General features: G+C 42.0%; 17 protein-coding genes. 6 read left to right on the top strand and 11 right to left on the bottom strand.

Going from position 1 to position 18,211, the window contains the following annotated elements:
- Window positions 1-241: 241 nt before the first annotated feature.
- A complete protein-coding gene (locus GWK51_RS14635; protein ID WP_171519190.1) occupies window positions 242-595 on the bottom strand; it encodes a hypothetical protein in 354 nt (117 codons plus the stop codon).
- Window positions 596-845: 250 nt separating this feature from the next.
- On the opposite strand from GWK51_RS14635, the gene rlmKL reads away from it, so the two are divergent.
- Window positions 846-3,050 carry a bifunctional 23S rRNA (guanine(2069)-N(7))-methyltransferase RlmK/23S rRNA (guanine(2445)-N(2))-methyltransferase RlmL gene (gene rlmKL / locus GWK51_RS14630; protein ID WP_161934257.1) on the top strand — a complete coding sequence of 735 codons (2,205 nt, stop codon included), beginning with the start codon at window positions 846-848 and terminating at the stop codon, window positions 3,048-3,050.
- 62 nt (window positions 3,051-3,112) lie between these two features.
- On the opposite strand, the gene GWK51_RS14625 is transcribed toward rlmKL, so the two are convergent.
- The 3 genes from GWK51_RS14625 to GWK51_RS14615 form a co-directional block, all read right to left on the bottom strand.
- Window positions 3,113-4,402 (bottom strand): DUF945 family protein, encoded by a 1,290-nt coding sequence (locus GWK51_RS14625; RefSeq protein WP_161934256.1) that lies wholly within the window; start codon window positions 4,400-4,402, stop codon window positions 3,113-3,115.
- A gap of 214 nt (window positions 4,403-4,616) precedes the next feature.
- Complete coding sequence (gene clpB / locus GWK51_RS14620; protein ID WP_161934255.1) at window positions 4,617-7,196, bottom strand: ATP-dependent chaperone ClpB; 2,580 nt, start codon at window positions 7,194-7,196, stop codon at window positions 4,617-4,619.
- A 319-nt stretch (window positions 7,197-7,515) separates the two neighbouring features.
- Window positions 7,516-7,938 (bottom strand): OsmC family protein, encoded by a 423-nt coding sequence (locus GWK51_RS14615; RefSeq protein ID WP_142768353.1) that lies wholly within the window; start codon window positions 7,936-7,938, stop codon window positions 7,516-7,518.
- 148 nt (window positions 7,939-8,086) lie between these two features.
- Here GWK51_RS14615 and crp point away from each other — a divergent pair, with 148 nt between their 5' ends.
- Both crp and GWK51_RS14605 read left to right on the top strand, forming a co-directional pair.
- Window positions 8,087-8,794 (top strand): cAMP-activated global transcriptional regulator CRP, encoded by a 708-nt coding sequence (gene crp, locus GWK51_RS14610; RefSeq protein WP_100241512.1) that lies wholly within the window; start codon window positions 8,087-8,089, stop codon window positions 8,792-8,794.
- Window positions 8,795-8,948: 154 nt separating this feature from the next.
- On the top strand, window positions 8,949-9,998 hold the full coding sequence (locus tag GWK51_RS14605; RefSeq protein WP_161934254.1) for an NADP(H)-dependent aldo-keto reductase: 1,050 nt from the start codon (window positions 8,949-8,951) through the stop codon (window positions 9,996-9,998).
- A gap of 114 nt (window positions 9,999-10,112) precedes the next feature.
- Here GWK51_RS14605 and GWK51_RS14600 read toward each other — a convergent pair whose 3' ends face one another.
- The 5 genes from GWK51_RS14600 to GWK51_RS14580 all read right to left on the bottom strand — a co-directional run bounded on the left by GWK51_RS14600 (window position 10,113) and on the right by GWK51_RS14580 (window position 14,696).
- The gene (locus GWK51_RS14600; protein WP_100241514.1) at window positions 10,113-10,889 is read right to left on the bottom strand and encodes a M48 family metallopeptidase; all 777 of its coding nucleotides are present in this window, start codon (window positions 10,887-10,889) and stop codon (window positions 10,113-10,115) included.
- A gap of 112 nt (window positions 10,890-11,001) precedes the next feature.
- Window positions 11,002-11,310 carry a phosphoethanolamine transferase domain-containing protein gene (locus tag GWK51_RS14595; protein WP_100241515.1) on the bottom strand — a complete coding sequence of 103 codons (309 nt, stop codon included), beginning with the start codon at window positions 11,308-11,310 and terminating at the stop codon, window positions 11,002-11,004.
- 166 nt (window positions 11,311-11,476) lie between these two features.
- The gene (locus GWK51_RS14590) at window positions 11,477-12,796 is read right to left on the bottom strand and encodes an adenylosuccinate synthase (protein WP_100241516.1); all 1,320 of its coding nucleotides are present in this window, start codon (window positions 12,794-12,796) and stop codon (window positions 11,477-11,479) included.
- Between the two features lie 69 nt (window positions 12,797-12,865).
- Window positions 12,866-14,032, bottom strand: a complete 1,167-nt coding sequence (locus GWK51_RS14585) for an ATP phosphoribosyltransferase regulatory subunit (RefSeq protein WP_161934253.1) — start codon at window positions 14,030-14,032, stop codon at window positions 12,866-12,868.
- A gap of 211 nt (window positions 14,033-14,243) precedes the next feature.
- Window positions 14,244-14,696 (bottom strand): Lrp/AsnC family transcriptional regulator, encoded by a 453-nt coding sequence (locus GWK51_RS14580; protein ID WP_100241518.1) that lies wholly within the window; start codon window positions 14,694-14,696, stop codon window positions 14,244-14,246.
- A gap of 142 nt (window positions 14,697-14,838) precedes the next feature.
- Here GWK51_RS14580 and GWK51_RS14575 point away from each other — a divergent pair, with 142 nt between their 5' ends.
- Window positions 14,839-15,591 (top strand): AzlC family ABC transporter permease, encoded by a 753-nt coding sequence (locus tag GWK51_RS14575; protein ID WP_161934252.1) that lies wholly within the window; start codon window positions 14,839-14,841, stop codon window positions 15,589-15,591.
- Window positions 15,588-15,887, top strand: a complete 300-nt coding sequence (locus GWK51_RS14570; RefSeq protein ID WP_100241520.1) for an AzlD family protein — start codon at window positions 15,588-15,590, stop codon at window positions 15,885-15,887. Before GWK51_RS14575 ends, GWK51_RS14570 begins: the two co-directional genes overlap by 4 nt.
- Window positions 15,888-15,903: 16 nt before the next feature.
- On the opposite strand, the gene GWK51_RS14565 is transcribed toward GWK51_RS14570, so the two are convergent.
- Window positions 15,904-16,218: a hypothetical protein gene (locus GWK51_RS14565; RefSeq protein WP_161934311.1), complete on the bottom strand. Its 315-nt coding sequence runs from the start codon at window positions 16,216-16,218 to the stop codon at window positions 15,904-15,906.
- A 263-nt stretch (window positions 16,219-16,481) separates the two neighbouring features.
- Between GWK51_RS14565 and GWK51_RS14560 the strand changes: the two genes are divergently transcribed.
- Window positions 16,482-17,003: a hypothetical protein gene (locus tag GWK51_RS14560; RefSeq protein ID WP_161934251.1), complete on the top strand. Its 522-nt coding sequence runs from the start codon at window positions 16,482-16,484 to the stop codon at window positions 17,001-17,003.
- A gap of 44 nt (window positions 17,004-17,047) precedes the next feature.
- Here the strand turns inward: GWK51_RS14560 and gap are convergent, their stop codons facing one another.
- Complete coding sequence (gene gap, locus GWK51_RS14555; RefSeq protein WP_161934250.1) at window positions 17,048-18,070, bottom strand: type I glyceraldehyde-3-phosphate dehydrogenase; 1,023 nt, start codon at window positions 18,068-18,070, stop codon at window positions 17,048-17,050.
- Window positions 18,071-18,211 lie beyond the last annotated feature (141 nt).

Below are 18,211 nucleotides of genomic sequence, written 5' to 3'. Positions count from 1 at the left end.
CCTTATACGTTAAGTTAACGTATTATACAGAGATTCCCCAGATTTGGCAGTTGAAGTTTTCGGCACTCAAAAGAAAATAGGACGATATTTAAAATGATTTCTTATTTTCCTATGCGTTATTTCAATAAGATAATTTAAACAAAATTTATCATTCAATGCGAAGTCTACCAATCACCGTAAATTTGAGATTTAGGATGATTGGTTTAAATAAAGTGATAAGTCAACCAATATGCAACAAGATTTAGCGCAATGCACCAATATAGTGATGGTGTACCTGCGCACGATAAATTTCTTCTTCGGTCACTTCATCTTCACGATAACGAGTCGGTTCAACTACGGTTTCCGCCACCACCTCGGGTTCAATTACTGCATCTAAATCCATAAAACTGCGTAAACGTTCCGCCTGACGAACCAACTCGGCATCTCCAGTGGCCAAAGCCAAATCCACGACATGTCGGGCATAGGCCTTATTTTCAGCAAGGTACATCGCATCAATGACACGCCCAGAGACACGGCGCAAACGTGTATAAATCAAAGTTGCAGCAGAAAAAGCCTCAGGATGAGCAACAAATCCGTGATTAGACATCTCTTTCAATCCCCCAGTTTTATTGAATTTAATACGAATAATGATTTACGCAAATTGTGCAAACGAAGTGGAGCTTCAACGCACATTGCCATTTAATGCTGTTGAGTTAGCAAAATGCATACCAGTTTCTGAGAACCATGTAGTTAAAAGTGTATTTTTTTATGATCTGCGTATGCAAACTCGCAATTAAAAAAGCTTTCAAAGCCAAAATCAGTTAAACTTTGCCAAGTATTTTTTTAAATCTTGGTCTATCTAATTTATGAATAGCTCTTCACGTTTAAGCAACTATTGGGTCACATGTGCAGATGGGCTAGAAACCTTACTCCAAGAAGAATTACAAGGTCTAGGCATCGAACAAATTGAACGCTTTCCAGGGCGTTTAGTTTTTAAAGGCACACTAGAACAGGCCTATCGTATTTGCATGTGGTCACGTTTGGCTTCACGTGTTCTACTGCCTATTCATACCCATGAACTTGAACGCAGCCATGATGCACGTGACGTTGCGGAAGAACTGTATGAAGGTGCAATCAGCTTTGACTGGTCACTTATTTTTGCACCACAAAGTACATTTGCCATTCGTTTGCACGTTGAACGTGAAATTATGGTGAACAGCCAATTCGCAACCTTACGTGTTAAAGATGGTGTGGTGGACTCGTTCATGGAAGCGGTGGGTCGTCGTCCAAGTATCGATACCAAGCAGCCTGAAATTACCCTGTACGTGCTTGCGGGTAAAACTGAGCACACTTACTGCTTAGACTTATCTGGCGATTCTTTGCATAAACGTGGTTATCGTCGTTATATGACCGATGCCCCAATCAAAGAAAACCTTGCAGCTGCAATTTTGCAAAAAGCCAACCTGCAACAATTACGTCCAGACATTATCTTGGATCCAATGTGTGGTTCGGGTACTTTCATTATTGAATCGCTCATGTTGTTGACCGATCGTGCCCCTGGTTTGGTGCGTCGTTTTGGTTTCAATGGCTGGAATGGTCACAACAATGAATTGTGGATGTCAATTAAAGCCGAAGCCGCTGAACGTCATCAACAAGCATTGGCTCAGCCATTACCGAAGTTTTATGCCTTTGATGCGGATTGGGAAGCAGTCAAAGCAACCAAACAGAATATTATGGCTGCAGGTTTTGAAAGCTTGCTTGACCAGATTCAGATTGAAGAACGTACGCTTTCTGACTGGCCTGATTTTGAAGTCGGCAACAAAACTGCCTTTATTGTCACCAACCCACCATATGGTGAGCGTTTAGGTGATAAAGCTTCTAACCGTGCCTTGTATTTGGGCTTATCTGCGCTCTTACAAAAGAACTTCCCAAATCAAACAGCCGCCGTTATCGCTGCAGCGGTTGAGCAAGCCGATGTGATGGCGTTTAGTGATCCACAAACCATGCGTTTAATGAATGGTAAATTGCCTATCTACATCCGCTTAGGCAAGATCAAACCAGCTACCGTGGTGAAGCCCTTCCTTGAAACTTGGCAACCCCTGCAATTCGAGCCGATTAAAGGTGCAGAAGACTTTACCAATCGGTTGCAGAAAAACATGCAGACCTTGAAAAAATGGGCAGTCAAAGAAGGCGTTTTCTGTTTACGTTTATATGATGCCGACTTACCTGATTTTAATGTAGCCGTTGACTTATATGGTGATCGTCTGCACGTGCAAGAATACGCACCACCAAAAAGTATTGATCCTGAAAAAGCCAAAAAGCGTTTTAACTTGGCTTTAGCTGCGATTCGTGCCGTAACGGGTTTGGGACGCGATGCAATCTTCATCAAGACCCGTGCGCGTCAGGAAGGCAAAAATCAGTACACCAAACAAAGTACTGCTTCTAAACGCTTTATCGTACAAGAAGGCCAAGCCAAAATTTTGGTGAATATGACCGACTATTTGGATACTGGTCTATTCCTCGATCACCGTCAAATTCGTTTGCGTATTGCCAAAGAAGCACGCGGCAAGCATTTCTTAAACTTGTACAGCTACACCTCAACAGCAAGCTTACATGCGGCTTTAGGTGGCGCGGCAAGTACCACCAGTGTAGATTTGTCCAATACTTACCTGAACTGGTCTAAAGAAAACTTCGTCTTGAATGGTTTAACGGTTGATCATGCTGACGAACAGCATCAATTCTTTGCTAGCGACTGTTTTGAATGGCTGAAAGAAGGTCATGAGCAATATGACCTGATTTTTATCGATCCACCAACCTTCTCGAACTCTAAAAAGTTCTACGGCACTTTCGATGTACAACGCGACCATGTTTCTCTATTGAAACGTGCGATGAACCGTTTGACCACTGAAGGTACGCTTTACTTCTCTAACAACTACCGTGGTTTTGAGTTAGATGAAGAAATTGAAGCGATGTTTGATGTGCAAGAAATCACCCAAGAAACTATTGGGCCAGACTTCAAGCGTAATCAAAAAATTCACCGCGCGTGGAAAATTCAACACCACCCTATTTAATTCAGACATAAAAAAGACCGCTTCTGCGGTCTTTTTTATAAGTTGCATGTCAATTAGAACGCTTATTCCGTGAGAAATTTCTTCTCACCATATTTATATTCCATCGACATTTTCATCACATCCCCATCGCGTTTCAGCTGACCTGACTGTTGCATACTACTTAATATACTTTCTAGCTCTTGATCAGACATCGACTGCTGCTTCTGACCTGGTAAACTCTTCATGATGGATGCGATCATGTTTTTATCAAACTGCATGTCGGCTTTATATTCCACCAAACTCGGCACCATACTCACCATGCTTTTTAAAGTTTTTTGATGACTAGGCATAAAACGACCCGTCATACTAGCTTTTGCTTCACCTGTACCGACTTTAAGCTGATTATCCTTGGACTCAAATTTAAATCCTTCATTGATGACAGCAAGTAAGGCAGGCTCAAGATCTTCCAGCAATTTCTCTTTCGCTAAACAGCTATTTTCACTCTTTTCTACAACATCAAAGAAGGCTTGAAGTTTGGCACGATTCACATCCTGTAAATTGAAATTGAACTGAATGTTTTGCATAACAGGTGAATATGGCACTTTCATTTCATCCGCTTGAATCGAAAACTTGGTATTCAACACCCGTTCCGTCAAGTCGCTTTCTGCTTCAATACGGTAATTCTTTAACTCTGCACTCATCGGATTATTCAAACTACGATCCGACATTTTCAGCAAATCCATATGGATTTTGGTTTTTCCAGCTTCCAGATAATTGCCACTTAAACCTTGATTGGTTTCCAAAGTTAAGCCTGTCATTTGGAAATGTGTTTCCGCATCTGTTACCGTTAAATTTGGAATTTTTAAGGTTAAATCCTGCACCTGAAGCTGATCATCCACTGACTTGGTTCGATATTCTAAAGTTACAGGGTCTAAACGCGTCTGCATTTTTGCTTCATTACGCACAATTTCTGGCGTGGTCAGGGTCGATTTCATTGCTCCCAACCAATTGACACGCGTTTGAAGCTTTAAAGGTTGATTCAACAAAGGTTTGAATGCACTATCTGTTTGAACAATTTTAATGTCCGATTGAATTTGATAGCCATTCCAACTGCGCTGAATATGGTCGCGCCCAGCCAATTTAATCACATCTTTCGGCTTGCATGGATCAAGAATCAGCTCAGCTGTCCAGTCGGCACTGCCTTGCAAAGCGCCCATCTGAAAGTTTTGATAGTTCAAGCTTAGATTTTTGCTGGGTTGTTTCGCTTCTTGTTGATAGTAAGTTTGCAGACTTTTATCTGCATATAAATTTCCACCAACAGCCAATGTGGCAACCGCAACAAGCCCTCCAACACCCCATTTTATTTTTGACATTTATATGACTCATATTGTGTGCTTATTATGTGCATGCAGTATAATCAAAAAGCAAAAATAAAGATAATTGTTTTACATATAAATAGCTTATGAGTGATTTATATCACAAGTTTTAGCTTATTTCTGTCACTTTCTGACTCAGAATATAAATTTCATTCCCAAGCTTGTCACATAAAAAAACCAGCCGAAGCTGGTTTTTTTTAGGAAGAAGGTCTTAACTCAATTTCATTTTATCAAAGACCAGATGACCCTGATCCGCTTTGATTAAAATGGTATCGCCAGGCTGGAATTCACCCGCAAGGATTTTTTGAGCTAATGGGTTTTCGACCTGTTGTTGAATGGCACGTTTTAAAGGACGCGCACCATAAATTGGGTCAAAACCAGCATCAATCAATAAATCAAATGCAGTGTCTTCTACAGACAAGCTCAAATCACGCTCAACTAAACGACTGCGTAAACGATCCAATTGAATATCGGCAATGCCACGAATTTGGGCTTTCTTCAATGAATGGAAAATCACCAACTCATCGATACGGTTAATGAACTCTGGACGGAAGTGTTGCGTTACCGCACTCATCACCAATGCACGAACTTCATCCTCCGTAGCTCCCTCACCCAATTCACGCACATCTTGTGAACCAAGGTTGGACGTCATCACAATCACGGTATTCTTGAAGTCCACTACACGACCTTGTGAATCGGTAAGACGACCATCATCCAAGACTTGTAGCAAAATATTGAATACGTCTGGATGTGCCTTCTCAACTTCATCAAACAGCACCACACTATACGGCTTACGACGTACAGCTTCAGTCAACACACCGCCTTCTTCATAACCTACATAACCCGGAGGTGCACCAACCAAACGACTCACAGAGTGTTTCTCCATGAATTCACTCATATCGATACGAATCATGGCATCATCGCTGTCGAACAGGAAGTTTGCCAAGGCTTTGGTCAATTCAGTTTTACCCACACCTGTTGGACCAAGGAACAAGAATGAACCACTTGGACGGTTTGGATCAGACAGTCCCGCACGCGAACGACGCACCGCATTCGACACCGCCACTACAGCTTCATCTTGTCCAACCACACGGTTATGCAAGAAATCTTCCATCTGCAGCAGTTTTTCACGCTCACCTTGCAGCATTTTCGCTACTGGAATGCCTGTAGCCGCACTGACCACTTCTGCAATTTCATTGTCTGTGACTTTGTTACGCAATAGTTTTGGTGCTTCATTTTCTTCGGCAACTTCAATACGTTCCAATTGCTTTTGCAATTCTGGAATCACGCCATATTGCAAACGCCCAGCTTCAGCCAAATCACCTTCACGCTGTGCTTTTTCTAAAGCAATCCGCGCTTGATCCAGCTTCACTTGAATATCTTTGTTGCCTTCGACCAAAGCTTTATCGGCACGCCAGATTTCTTCTAGATCGTTATATTCTTTCTCAACCGTTGCAATCTGCTCTTCTAGATGTTTGATCTCGCCTTTAGCACCTGCATCTTCATCTTTCTTGACCGCTTCAAGCTGCATCTTCAACTGAATCAAGCGACGATCTAGCTTATCCAGTGCTTCAGGTTTCGAATCCAACTCCATTTTGATGCGCGATGCCGCTTCATCAATCAGGTCAATCGCTTTGTCTGGCAATTGACGATCGGTAATGTAACGATGCGACATTTTCGCAGCCGCAATAATTGCTGAATCCAGAATTTGTACGCCATGGTGAGTTGCATACTTCTCTTTGAGTCCACGTAGAATGGCAATGGTGTCTTCTACACTCGGTTCATCCACCAACACTTTTTGGAAACGGCGTTCTAAGGCTGCATCTTTCTCAATGTATTGACGATATTCGTCTAGGGTCGTTGCACCAACACAACGTAATTCACCACGTGCGAGAGCAGGTTTAAGCATATTGCCTGCATCCATTGCGCCATCACCCTTACCTGCACCTACTAGCGTATGCAGCTCATCGATGAACAGAATGATTTCGCCTTCATGTTTGGCTAAATCTTTCAGCACCGCTTTTAGGCGCTCTTCAAATTCACCGCGATATTTCGCCCCCGCAAGCAATGAACCCAAATCTAAAGATAGGACACGTTTGCCTTTTAAGCTTTCAGGCACTTCACCATTCACGATTCGTTGTGCCAAGCCTTCAACAATCGCGGTTTTACCCACCCCAGGTTCACCAATCAGTACAGGGTTATTTTTGGTACGGCGCGAGAGTACTTGAATTGTGCGGCGGATTTCATCATCACGCCCAATTACAGGGTCAAGCTTGCCCGCCAAGGCACGCTCAGTCAGGTCTATCGTATATTTATTCAGTGAATCACGTTGATCTTCATGATTATTACTCATGACCTTCTCATCCCCTCGAATTTTATCAATTACTTTACGTAAACTGTCGTTAGTGACACCTACGCTATTTAATAAAGACTTGGTTGCCCCAACTTCAGCAAGCGCTAACAGCACCCAATCCGTAGAAAGGAACTCATCTCCTGCTTTTTGTGCATAGCTATCTGCCAGATTCAGCGCTTTAACCGCTTCTGGGCTGAGATTGATATCTCCTGTCGGATTCGCCAGTGTCGGCGCATCTTTCAATGCCTGCTGCAATTTGTTCTGCAAATCACGTAAATTGGCACCAGCCTGTTGCAACAGACTGATATTGGAAGCCTCTTCCAGTAGAGTAGAAAGCACATGAATTGGCTCAATCGAGGTATGATCTTTACCCATTGCCAAAGATTGTGCATCGGAGAGCGCTTGCTGTAGGCGGTTTGTAAATTTCTCAAAACGCATTCTTGTTATTCCTCACAACAAATTTTTAACTTGTAAGATATATGGGAACTTATTTTTCGATTTCAAATTATTTTTCACATATTTTTCAATATCTTAAATTAATAAATATGTGAAATCTCAGTTATAATATTGGTCTGGCTATTTTTATTTTCAAGAGTGTCGATGTAATTTTTTCTAGCCGTCGCGCAGATTGATTGGTTTGCTCGTTTTGAACCATACTTCAAGCAGTTTTTCTTCCGTTTATAGTCAATAACACCATAATAAAATTTGAGTACTGAATACAAAAAAGGCTGGTTCATTACCAGCCTTTTTTTCACGCTTATTCAGCTTCGATAATTTCAAAATCATGAGTGATTTCGACACCACCATCAGACAACATTTTGCTTGCTGAACAATACTTCTCTGCAGACAGTTCAACCGCTTTTGCAACCTGTTTTTCCTTCACAGCTTTACCCGTTACCACGAAGTGTAGGTGGATTTTAGTGAACACTGCTGGAATGCTATCAGCACGATCTGCTTTGAGCTGACAGACAACATTTGTCACATCTTGACGAGATTTCTTTAAAATTGTCACAATATCGAAGGATGCACACCCACCAAGTCCCATTAATATAAGTTCCATGGGACGTGGTCCACGGTTTTCACCACCATACTCTGGGGAACCATCCATCACTACACTATGGCCACTTTCTGATTTCGCTTCAAAAGCAACATTCTCTAGCCAATGTACACTTGTTTGCATTGCAACTACCTAAAAAAAGCTATAAATTTACCGTGTACCTGTACACTAACATAATTTGAGTTGATAAGGAATTTCACCTCTTCTGTGTGACAAGTTCATTTTAGGTCTTGTGCGATCTATTATTTATCCATTTTCGGAAACCAAAAGCATGACTTCAAACTTTTCACAGCTGAGTACTGATGCGCTATCGCCAGGTCAATTACCTGAATCAGTTAAGGCACTATTAAAACGAGCATATATAAACCGTTACCCAAAACGCACAACTATTGTCGATGCGGGTACAGAATCAAAATCACTTTATTTGATTTTAAAAGGGTCAGTTTCTATTATTTTACGTGAAGATGATGAACGTGAAATTGTAGTGGCATATTTAAATCCAGGCGACTTCTTTGGGGAAATGGGTCTGTTTGAAGCAAACCCTCAACGTACTGCCGAAGTTCGTACACGTGACGTTTGTGAAATCGCTGAAGTAACTTATGAAAACTTCCATGAATTAAGCAAACAATACCCAGACTTAAGTTACGCAGTTTTTGCACAACTGGTTCGTCGTTTAAAAAATACCACACGCAAAGTGACTGACCTTGCCTTCATTGATGTGTCTGGTCGTATTGCACGCTGCTTGATTGATCTTTCTGCTCAACCCGAAGCAATGATTCTACCAAACGGTCGTCAAATCCGTATCACCCGTCAAGAAATTGGTCGTATCGTGGGTTGCTCACGTGAAATGGTTGGTCGTGTACTGAAAACACTTGAAGACCAAGGCATGATTCAAACTGATGGTAAAGCCATTCTTATTTTTGATGCTTCTTTGGAACAGTCAAATACTGAGGATGACTATGAAGATGACGAAGAATAAATCTTCAACTCGCATTCAGAAAAAGCAAATCTTTCGATTTGCTTTTTTTATGCTAAATAATTCATTTTTTTCACAAAACTATACACAACTATTCGTTAACAAAGCAGCATATTTACGATAGCCTGAATCCATTATTAGTTTCAGGATAGATGTTATGCAATTCAAACCATTAGGTAACAGCGGTATTCTCGTTCCAGAAATTTGCTTAGGCACCATGACTTTTGGCGAACAAAACACGCAGCAAGAAGCATTTGATCAATTAAATTATGCCTTGGAACGCGGTCTCAACTTTTGGGATACCGCAGAAATGTACCCTGTCCCACCTAAGCCTGAAACTCAAGGTCGCACGGAAAGCATTATTGGTAACTGGATTGCACAACATGGCGGTCGTGATCAATTATTTATTGCCTCCAAGATTGCTGGTCCTTCTCAGGGAGGCAGTCACATTCGTGATGGACAAACCCGCTTTACCGCTGCTGAAATCTCCTCAGCCCTAGACGATTCTCTTAAACGCTTGCAAACAGATTATATTGATCTTTATCAACTTCACTGGCCACAACGGAATACCAATTTCTTTGGAAAACTTGGCTATGGCAATAACGAAGCCTTAGATGAAAAACCTGTGACCGCTCTTGCTGAAACCTTAGTCGCTCTTGCCGAGGAAGTTGAAAAAGGACGCATCCGCCATATTGGACTATCCAACGAAACACCATGGGGAACCATGAAGTTTTTACAACTTGCAGAACAATTGGGTATAGATAAAATTGTCAGTGTTCAGAACCCGTATAACTTACTCAATCGCAGTTATGAAATTGGCATGGCTGAAATCGCAAAATATGAAGGCGTCGGGCTACTGGCTTATTCACCCCTTGCCTTTGGTTACCTAACGGGTAAATTCCGTCACGGCGCACGTCCTGCCAATGCACGTATTACCCTATTCTCGCGTTTTAGTCGTTACAGCAACCCTGAAAGTGAATGGGCAACTGAACAATATGCGCAACTGGCAGAGCAACATGACTTAAGCCTGACTCAAATGGCACTCGCCTATATTAAGCAACAGTTCTTCGTGACCAGTACCATCATTGGAGCGACCAATCTCGATCAACTGAAAGAGAATATTGATGCCTTTGACCTCACGCTATCCACCGAAGTGCTTCAAGGCATAGAAGCGATTCACCGTCAGCAACCGAATCCCGCACCATAAATCTTTCTCAGTTATACATTAAGTCAAAGCACTGCTTTGCCTGTCAAAAATTATTGATCTATGAAAATAAAAAAAGGATGCTGCAGCATCCTTTTTTTGATTCAAACGATATGATTATCGTTTGTTATACACTGCTTGTGCAGCAGGTAAGTTTTTACGCATAGCTTCAATACGCTGACTGTTCGATGGATGCGTAGACAGGAACGATGAACCACCTGCACCATCCAACTTATTCATTTTTTCCCACAGTGTAATAGCAGCTTGCGGGTTATAGCCTGCTTTTGCCATCAACAGTAAACCACCTTGGTCAGCACGGCTTTCTAAACTACGTGAATATGGCAAGCCAACACCAACTTGTGTACCCAATTGTGCAGCGGCTGCACCCATCTGTCCTACGCTATCACCTGCGTAGCTCAAACCAATACCCAAAGCCAAATCAGTTAGAGCTTGGGCACCAATTTTGTTTTTCGCATGCTCTTCTAAAGCATGGATCATCTCATGTCCCATTACGGCTGCAATTTCAGCATCGGTTAGGTTTAGTTTATTTACAATACCCGTATAGAACACCACTTTACCACCAGGTGCCACATAGGCATTCACTTGATCAGATTTCAATACCGCCAACTGCCAATCAAACTTAGTCCCCGTCTGGTTCATTTGATCTGCATACGGTTTCAAGCGATTAAAGACAGCATAAATGCGTTTATAGGTTGAAGAAGACGTATCAAGCGTATTGTTACCACGAGCTTCCTGAACGGTTTTATTAAAACCTTGAGTTGCCGCAACATTTAAAGATGCCGTATCTGCACCCGCCATGTCAGCAACTGTGGTACAACCAGAAATAGTGACAGCTCCTGCCACACACAAACTTAACATCAGTTTGTTCTTCATTATTTTAATCTCCACCATTCTTGGATCACATCAATATATGCGCATTATATGCAATCAATGTGGAGCTTTGAATGAATAACAGCTTCATAAACATAGTATTTATGTAATTGACCTAGTGCATAAACTGGTAACTTAACCAATAAATCAAACACAGAATATTCAACACCATATAAACTTGACCAACAGGTTTGATTTTTTCTTCTAATTTTTCATCATTACGCTTCAACCATAAATAGGCATTTTGAATCAAAATGATGGGCACTAAAATACAGGCAAGAATGACGCTAAGCCCTACGAAAGCGGAAAATACAATATTCGGGTCTTGGGTTTGTGCCTGAATAATGAGAATGGCAATTGTGGGGGCACCACCCATAGCAAAAATTAATGAATGTAAAATGGTGCTAGAAATATTTTTTTGCATCCTGCCAAAATCCAGATTTACTGTTAAGTTATTGTAACAAGGCTATTTTGAAAAAGCGTACAAGCAAATGCAACTTTAGTCTGGATTTCACTGATATCCAATTTAGCTTTGCAAATACGTAAAAAAGCCCCGCTATTGCGAGGCTTTTTTAGCACATAACTATTGATTAAGCATCAAATGGATGGCGTAATACGATAGTTTCTGCACGATCTGGACCCGTTGAAATAATATCAATTGGGCACTCAATTAACTGCTCAATACGCTTGATGTAGTTCATCGCAGCTTCTGGGAGTTGCTCTACACTTGTCGCACCAACAGTAGACTCTGTCCAACCTGGCATGGTTTCATAGATCGGCTTTAAGTTTTCATATGCAAGCGCATCAGAAGAACCGACACAACCTGAATCCGTGTTTTCGTAACCAACACAGATTTTTACTTCTTCTAAACCATCTAAAACGTCAAGTTTAGTTAAGCAAATACCAGAAAGCGAGTTTACATCAACAGAGCGACGTAAAATTTCTGCATCGAACCAACCACAACGGCGCTGACGACCTGTAGACGCACCAAATTCGTGACCCACAGTACCTAAATGACGACCGATCGCATCACCTGTATCTGTCGCTGCATCATAATGCAATTCAGTTGGGAATGGACCAGCACCTACACGTGTTGTATATGCTTTAGTAATACCCAAAACATAATCTAAATGTAATGGACCCAAACCAGAACCTGAGCTTACGCCACCCGCAGTCGTGTTTGAAGATGTTACAAACGGATAGGTACCATGGTCAACGTCAAGTAATGAACCTTGAGCACCTTCAAACATGATGTTGTCACCGTTTTTACGGTAGTTGTGCAATTCAGTTGTTACATCAACCACTAACGGAGCAACCACTTCACGCCATTGGTCGCAAAGTGCAAGTACGTCTTCTAACTTAACCGCTTCAACACCGTAGTATTGAGTAAGCTGGAAGTTATGGTAATCCAACACTTCAGCCAATTGTGCTTTTAACGCTTCGCCGCCACGAACCAAGTCCGCAACACGTACTGCACGACGCGCAACTTTGTCTTCATACGCAGGACCGATACCACGACCCGTTGTACCAATTTTTGCATTGCCACGCTTTTTCTCACGTGCTTGGTCAAGTGCAATATGGTTCGGAAGAATCAATGGACAGTTTGGAGAAATACGTAAACGCTCTTTAACAGGTACGCCTTGCTCTTCAAGAATAGTCATCTCTTTGATTAACGCTTCTGGTGAAAGCACAACACCGTTACCAATTAAGCACAGTACGTTTTCACGTAAAATACCAGATGGAATGAGGTGTAATACAGTTTTCTTACCACCAACCACGAGAGTATGACCTGCGTTGTGTCCGCCTTGATAACGAACTACCGCAGCCGCTTGATCTGTGAGCAGGTCGACGATCTTACCTTTACCTTCGTCGCCCCATTGGGTACCAAGTACCACAACATTCTTGCCCATAATAGCCTCATTACATCATGCTGTTAAAATTAAAACTCCGAGTAGTGACATGAACACCACTCGCAGTGATTAAATTGGTTTAACTTGCCACTCACCAGCAACATCAACAAGTTGATGTGTCGCATTTGGAATAGAGTTTAAATCATCATTACCCAATAACTGAATTACACTTAAGCCTTGTGCTCGAACGGCAGCAATCGCTTGAAGTAAGTCAGCATTTATGCCCTTAGGTGCAACAACTACAGAGGCAGCTTTAAACTGACCTGCACTTAATGCATATAAGTCACAACTAAAACCTGTCGCAGGACGCGCACGACCAAAATGCTCGCCAATACCGTCATAACGACCACCCTGCGCTAAAGAGGCAGCACGGTTCGGTGCATAAACGGCGTACATTAAACCTGTGTGATAGTGGTATGAACGTAATTCAACGACATCAACACCAATAAATAAGTTTGGCCAACGTGCCTGAATCGCAGACTGTGTGGTTTTTAACTCATCCAAAGCATGTTTGAATGCTTCATCTGCCAGAATTTCTGCACTGAGGTGTGTTTGCAAGGCATCTAAGTCACTTGCATAACGACCCAATGCATAGAAGTCGGCACCGAAGTTCAAATCTTGCGTAAATTCAGCCAGTTCAGGCAATGCTTTACGTTGATAGAGATCTGATAGTTCACGTTCAGTATTTTTATTCAGTGCCGCACGCTTCACCAAGCTACGGAACAAACCGACATGCCCTAAATCCAGATGGATCCCGTCTACCAATCCTGCTTTCTCAATCAGACCGAGCATGACATCGACCATTTCGACGTCAGCATCAATACTGTCCGAACCGAACAACTCCGCACCCAATTGTAATGGCGCTCGCGTGGTATTAAAGCCTTGCGGCTTGGTATGCAGTACGGTGCCTGCATAGCAATAACGTGCCACACCATCTACAGGATGAACATGTGCATCAATACGCGCCACTTGTGGCGTCATATCCGCACGCACCCCGAGTAAACGACCTGATAACTGGTCGATGACTTTAAATGTCGCAAGGTCTAAATCGTGATTCGATTCGGATAAAGAAGAAAGGGATTCTATGTATTCAATAAACGGCGTGTACACCAATTGATAACCTCGAGATGTGAGGAAATCCAAGGCGTCACGGCGCAAGTTTTCAATTACTTGCGCTTGCTCTGGTAATACATCAGCTACACCATCAGGTAATAACCATGTCTCTGAAATGGGCATGTTGTAAACCTAAATTCTTGTCAGCGCGGAAGTAATCCGCATAAAAAAATCGGGAGCACACCCGATTTCTCCTAGTTTAGCACGATAGTTCACACCATGCACTGAGATTTTTACATTTAATACCAATCTTGCCACAATTATATTGCTGAGATTTATCGCACTAAGTTAAAGATTGTTATCAATAATTTATCTTTTCATACAGCACGTGCTTTTATAAAGGTAGTTCAGTTGTCTGCTTAATACTCTGTAAGGGAATTTCAGTTTTTACATTCTGAATGCCGGTAATTTTATTTAAATGCTGAATTTGAAATTTACGATAAGCATCCAGATCGGTCACCACAATCCTTAAAAAGAAGTCACAATCCCCTGCCATCAGTTGGCATTCCACAATCTCAGGAATCTCCCTAACGGAATCTATGAAGTGATTGACCGTTTTCGCATCTTGCCCTTTCAGCCAAATGCGTGCAAATACCGTCAGACCCAAATTGACTTTTTGTGGATTCACCAAAGCCACATACTTTTCAATAATGCCAGTTTCTTCAAGCTGTTTTACACGACGCAAACACGGCGACGCCGATAGACCAACACGCTGAGCCAATTCATTGTTCGCCAGTTTTCCATCTTGCTGTAGTGTCTGCAAGATTCGTCTATCAATTTTATCCATACTCAGCCTCTTAGCATTAAATACTCTTTATTTTAATTTTAGAGCAATTTTATGCCTATTCCACTGCAAATACTGCCTATTTTAGCGTCAAATATCAGCACAAAGTTTTTACAATGACTACCCACTTTGTGAGGTATCTCCCATGTCCACATTAAAAAGCAGCTCTACACTTTCATTGATCTTGAAAAGTCAGGATCAAGCTGAATTTTTACGTGGCATTAAAACCACACTCCCAATGCTGCTGGGTTTTGTCCCGCTGGCATTGGTACTAGGCACTCAAGCCTCTCAAAAGGGTTTTTCTATTGTCGAAGTTTCGCTGTTAACTGGATTGAACTTTGCAGGTGGCTCGGAATTTGCCATTTTGGAAATGTGGACCAATCCACCGCAGTTCCTTTTACTCATGTTTATTACCTTTTTAATCAATAGTCGACATCTATTGATGGGGGCAAGTTTAGTGCCTTATTTAAGACACTTGCCCGACCGCCAAGTGTACCCTGCACTATTTTTCCTCTGTGATGAAAGTTGGGCATTAGGATTATCCAATGCACAAAAGCGGATTCATCAAGTTGGCTTAAGACATGCCTTCAACATGCCTTATTACGCAGGGGTCTGTTTAGCCTTATATATCATGTGGGTCTCTGTTACGACCTTAGGTTCTGTGCTGGGTCCCGTCTTGGGCGATATTCGTCCCTATGGTTTTGACATGGCTTTTCCCGCCATTATTTTGGTGCTATTACGCGGAATGTGGACTGGATTTGTTGCGGCACGTCCATGGTTAGTAAGCTTGGTGGTCGCTGCGCTTGCTTATTTATACTTGCCTGCGGGCTGGCATGTACCTTTGGGTGCGCTCACAGGAATTGTTTCTGCATTTTTCCTCATTGGAGATGACGAATGATTCATAGCAGCACTTTGATTGCCATTCTTTTGGTCGCCATCACCACCTATCTAACTCGCTTATTGGGCTATGTCTTATTAAAGAATAAAACCTTGTCCAATAAGCACAGAAAAATCTTAGAAGTTGTGCCAGGTTGTGTACTTATTTCAGTGATTGCGCCTTATTTTGTTAAGGATCATCCAGCAGACTTAATCGCAATTGGCATTACCTTATTGGCAGCATCAAGACTGCCGCTCCTCTCAACAGTAATCATTAGCATGCTCAGTGCAGCGGTACTGCGCCAAATCCTAATTTAAAATTTGGCGCAAAAGGTTAAAACGGACGATCCGTTTGCCCAACCGACTTGCTGAGCAAGCTGACCAATTCCGCATTCTGCAATTCCAATTGATGCGTTCTTTTCACGGTTTTATCAATGGCTTCCTGCTGCACATGCATTTTCTTGGCAAGATCTTGCATGATTTCCAGTGTTTTCTTTAAATTTTCTTCAAGATGCGCAACTTTTTGTTCTAAATGCTGCTGATACTCAACATCCTGATTGCCGCCTTCTCCCTGTTGCTTAAACTGAAACCACACCAGAAAAATCACAGCAACCGCCAACAGCAAAATAAATCCCCAAATTAACATCATCATCTCGTTCTCGTTCTCGTTGTCATTCTGTACTTGTTCTATCATATGCCAAGAAGGTGCGCCTTGATGCTTAAAATTAAAGAAAAAACTCAATATTTTTCAATCATTCACAATTCTTAAGCTTTCACGCTATAGTCTTAACACATCAAACTACAAGGAATGATAATTTGATACATGTTTTGGGTTTCAGAAACTCTTCTCTGGCTTTATAGTCAATTCGCATAACAACTATTCAACTTAAAAGAATCATTTGGATCATCATTATGGAACTACATAGCAATTTGTACTATCACCACCCTGATACCTCCGTTATGGAACGTATTGATCAACTATTCCAGCAGCATCAGGACAATCCTGTGACTTTTCTGCAATTAGCAGGCGCAATAAACGCTGAATATGGGATTGAACTTGCCCAAGAACTGTTAGATCAGGTCGATCAAATGGAATACGATTTGGCTCCAGAAACCGCCTATCGACTTGCGGGCTATAGCATTCTACACTTTGTACACGGCTCGTCAGGCGATGACATTATGGAAGCCATCATGTTTTTCCTTAAAAGTCTTAGCCCTGAACTGCAAGTGCAGGCTTGGGGCTGCGGAGATGATGACCCTTGGGAATTCTGGCTAAAATTTGAAGGTGATGAGCTGATTCGTGAAGATGACGAACCATTCAATGACCCAGACGAAGATCTCAACATTAAGGCTGAAATCTACACTTGGTGGCATGAAGGTCTACCCACAGAAATTAAAGAAGGCTTTTTAAACGAAGCGGAAGCAGACGAATAACAATTACAGCACCTTATTTTTGATTCAGTAAGGTGCTGTATACATTAAACAAAGGATTCGCACAGATCCAATAAACGGTTCGCATAGCCCCATTCATTATCATACCAAGCGAAGACTTTGGCCTGATGTCCCACCACCATGGTCTGACTTAAATCAACAATTAATGAATATGGGGAATGATTGAAGTCACTAGACACCAAAGCCTCATCCGTGACCTGCATAATTTCGGCATAATCACTTTCTGCAGCGCGAATCAACACTTCATTAATTTTATGTGCAGTGATCGGAGACTGTGACAAAAAGGTCAAATCAATCGCGGCAACATTAATGGTGGGTACACGAATGGAATAGCCATCAATACGTCCATCCATTTTCGGCATGACCTGTTTTAATGCCCCAAGCGCTGAAGATGTGGTTGGAATAATGTTTTGTCCCGATGCACGTGCGCGTCGCAAGTCTCGATGTGCATGATCCAACACTGACTGATCGGCAGTAACTGCATGAATTTCGGTCATCAATGCAGTTTGAATTCCAAAGGCATCATCAATAATTTTGACCAATGGCACCAACGCCTGCGTAGTACACGACACACTGGAAATAATTTGATCCGCTGCTTTCACCTCATGGTGATTAACACCATACACAATCGCAGCATCTACGGTATCAAATGGCGCAGCACCAATAATCACGCGCTTTGCCCCAGCCTGAACATGACGCATTGCAGCTTCATGCGAACGGAACAAGCCAGTACATTCCAGCACCACATCAACATTTAATTGTTGCCATGGCAATTGCGCAGGCTCAGCTTGACACAAGACTTGCACTCTTAAACTGGCAAGCCCTGCATGGACATGCATATAAATCTGATCATCTTCATGTTCAAGCTCAACCTTGCCCTTGAAACGTCCATGGGTACTATCGTACTTAAACAGATGAATTAAGGTTTCTACATCTGCAATATCGTTGATTGCCACGATCTCAAAATGGAAATCTTTAGGATTTTCGAACCAAGCGCGTAAAACATTACGACCAATTCGACCAAATCCATTAATCGCCACCTTTTGCATGACTTTTCCTTTATATGAAACCTTAATTTAAGCCGCCTTATGTTAATGGATTTTGCACTTTATCCAAGCTGTTTTCGTACAAAAGTACGAGAAAATTCATTCTGTGACAACAATTTTAAAAAATATGCAGCAAAATCAGCT

Origin of the sequence: Acinetobacter kanungonis (genome assembly GCF_009939195.1) — a bacterium.
Classification (GTDB): Bacteria; Pseudomonadota; Gammaproteobacteria; order Pseudomonadales; family Moraxellaceae; genus Acinetobacter; species Acinetobacter kanungonis.
Note: the sequence above shows the minus strand (reverse complement) of the source record. Positions and strands in the feature narration are given on the sequence as shown.

Coding starts and splice junctions, on each gene's coding strand:
- rlmKL (WP_161934257.1), top strand. CDS start 846: ATGAATAGCTCTTCACGTTTAAGCAACTATTGGGTCACATGTGCAGAT.
- GWK51_RS14625 (WP_161934256.1), bottom strand. CDS start 4,402: ATGTCAAAAATAAAATGGGGTGTTGGAGGGCTTGTTGCGGTTGCCACA.
- clpB (WP_161934255.1), bottom strand. CDS start 7,196: ATGCGTTTTGAGAAATTTACAAACCGCCTACAGCAAGCGCTCTCCGAT.
- GWK51_RS14615 (WP_142768353.1), bottom strand. CDS start 7,938: ATGCAAACAAGTGTACATTGGCTAGAGAATGTTGCTTTTGAAGCGAAA.
- crp (WP_100241512.1), top strand. CDS start 8,087: ATGACTTCAAACTTTTCACAGCTGAGTACTGATGCGCTATCGCCAGGT.
- GWK51_RS14605 (WP_161934254.1), top strand. CDS start 8,949: ATGCAATTCAAACCATTAGGTAACAGCGGTATTCTCGTTCCAGAAATT.
- GWK51_RS14600 (WP_100241514.1), bottom strand. CDS start 10,889: ATGAAGAACAAACTGATGTTAAGTTTGTGTGTGGCAGGAGCTGTCACT.
- GWK51_RS14595 (WP_100241515.1), bottom strand. CDS start 11,310: ATGCAAAAAAATATTTCTAGCACCATTTTACATTCATTAATTTTTGCT.
- GWK51_RS14590 (WP_100241516.1), bottom strand. CDS start 12,796: ATGGGCAAGAATGTTGTGGTACTTGGTACCCAATGGGGCGACGAAGGT.
- GWK51_RS14585 (WP_161934253.1), bottom strand. CDS start 14,032: ATGCCCATTTCAGAGACATGGTTATTACCTGATGGTGTAGCTGATGTA.
- GWK51_RS14580 (WP_100241518.1), bottom strand. CDS start 14,696: ATGGATAAAATTGATAGACGAATCTTGCAGACACTACAGCAAGATGGA.
- GWK51_RS14575 (WP_161934252.1), top strand. CDS start 14,839: ATGTCCACATTAAAAAGCAGCTCTACACTTTCATTGATCTTGAAAAGT.
- GWK51_RS14570 (WP_100241520.1), top strand. CDS start 15,588: ATGATTCATAGCAGCACTTTGATTGCCATTCTTTTGGTCGCCATCACC.
- GWK51_RS14565 (WP_161934311.1), bottom strand. CDS start 16,218: ATGATGTTAATTTGGGGATTTATTTTGCTGTTGGCGGTTGCTGTGATT.
- GWK51_RS14560 (WP_161934251.1), top strand. CDS start 16,482: ATGGAACTACATAGCAATTTGTACTATCACCACCCTGATACCTCCGTT.
- gap (WP_161934250.1), bottom strand. CDS start 18,070: ATGCAAAAGGTGGCGATTAATGGATTTGGTCGAATTGGTCGTAATGTT.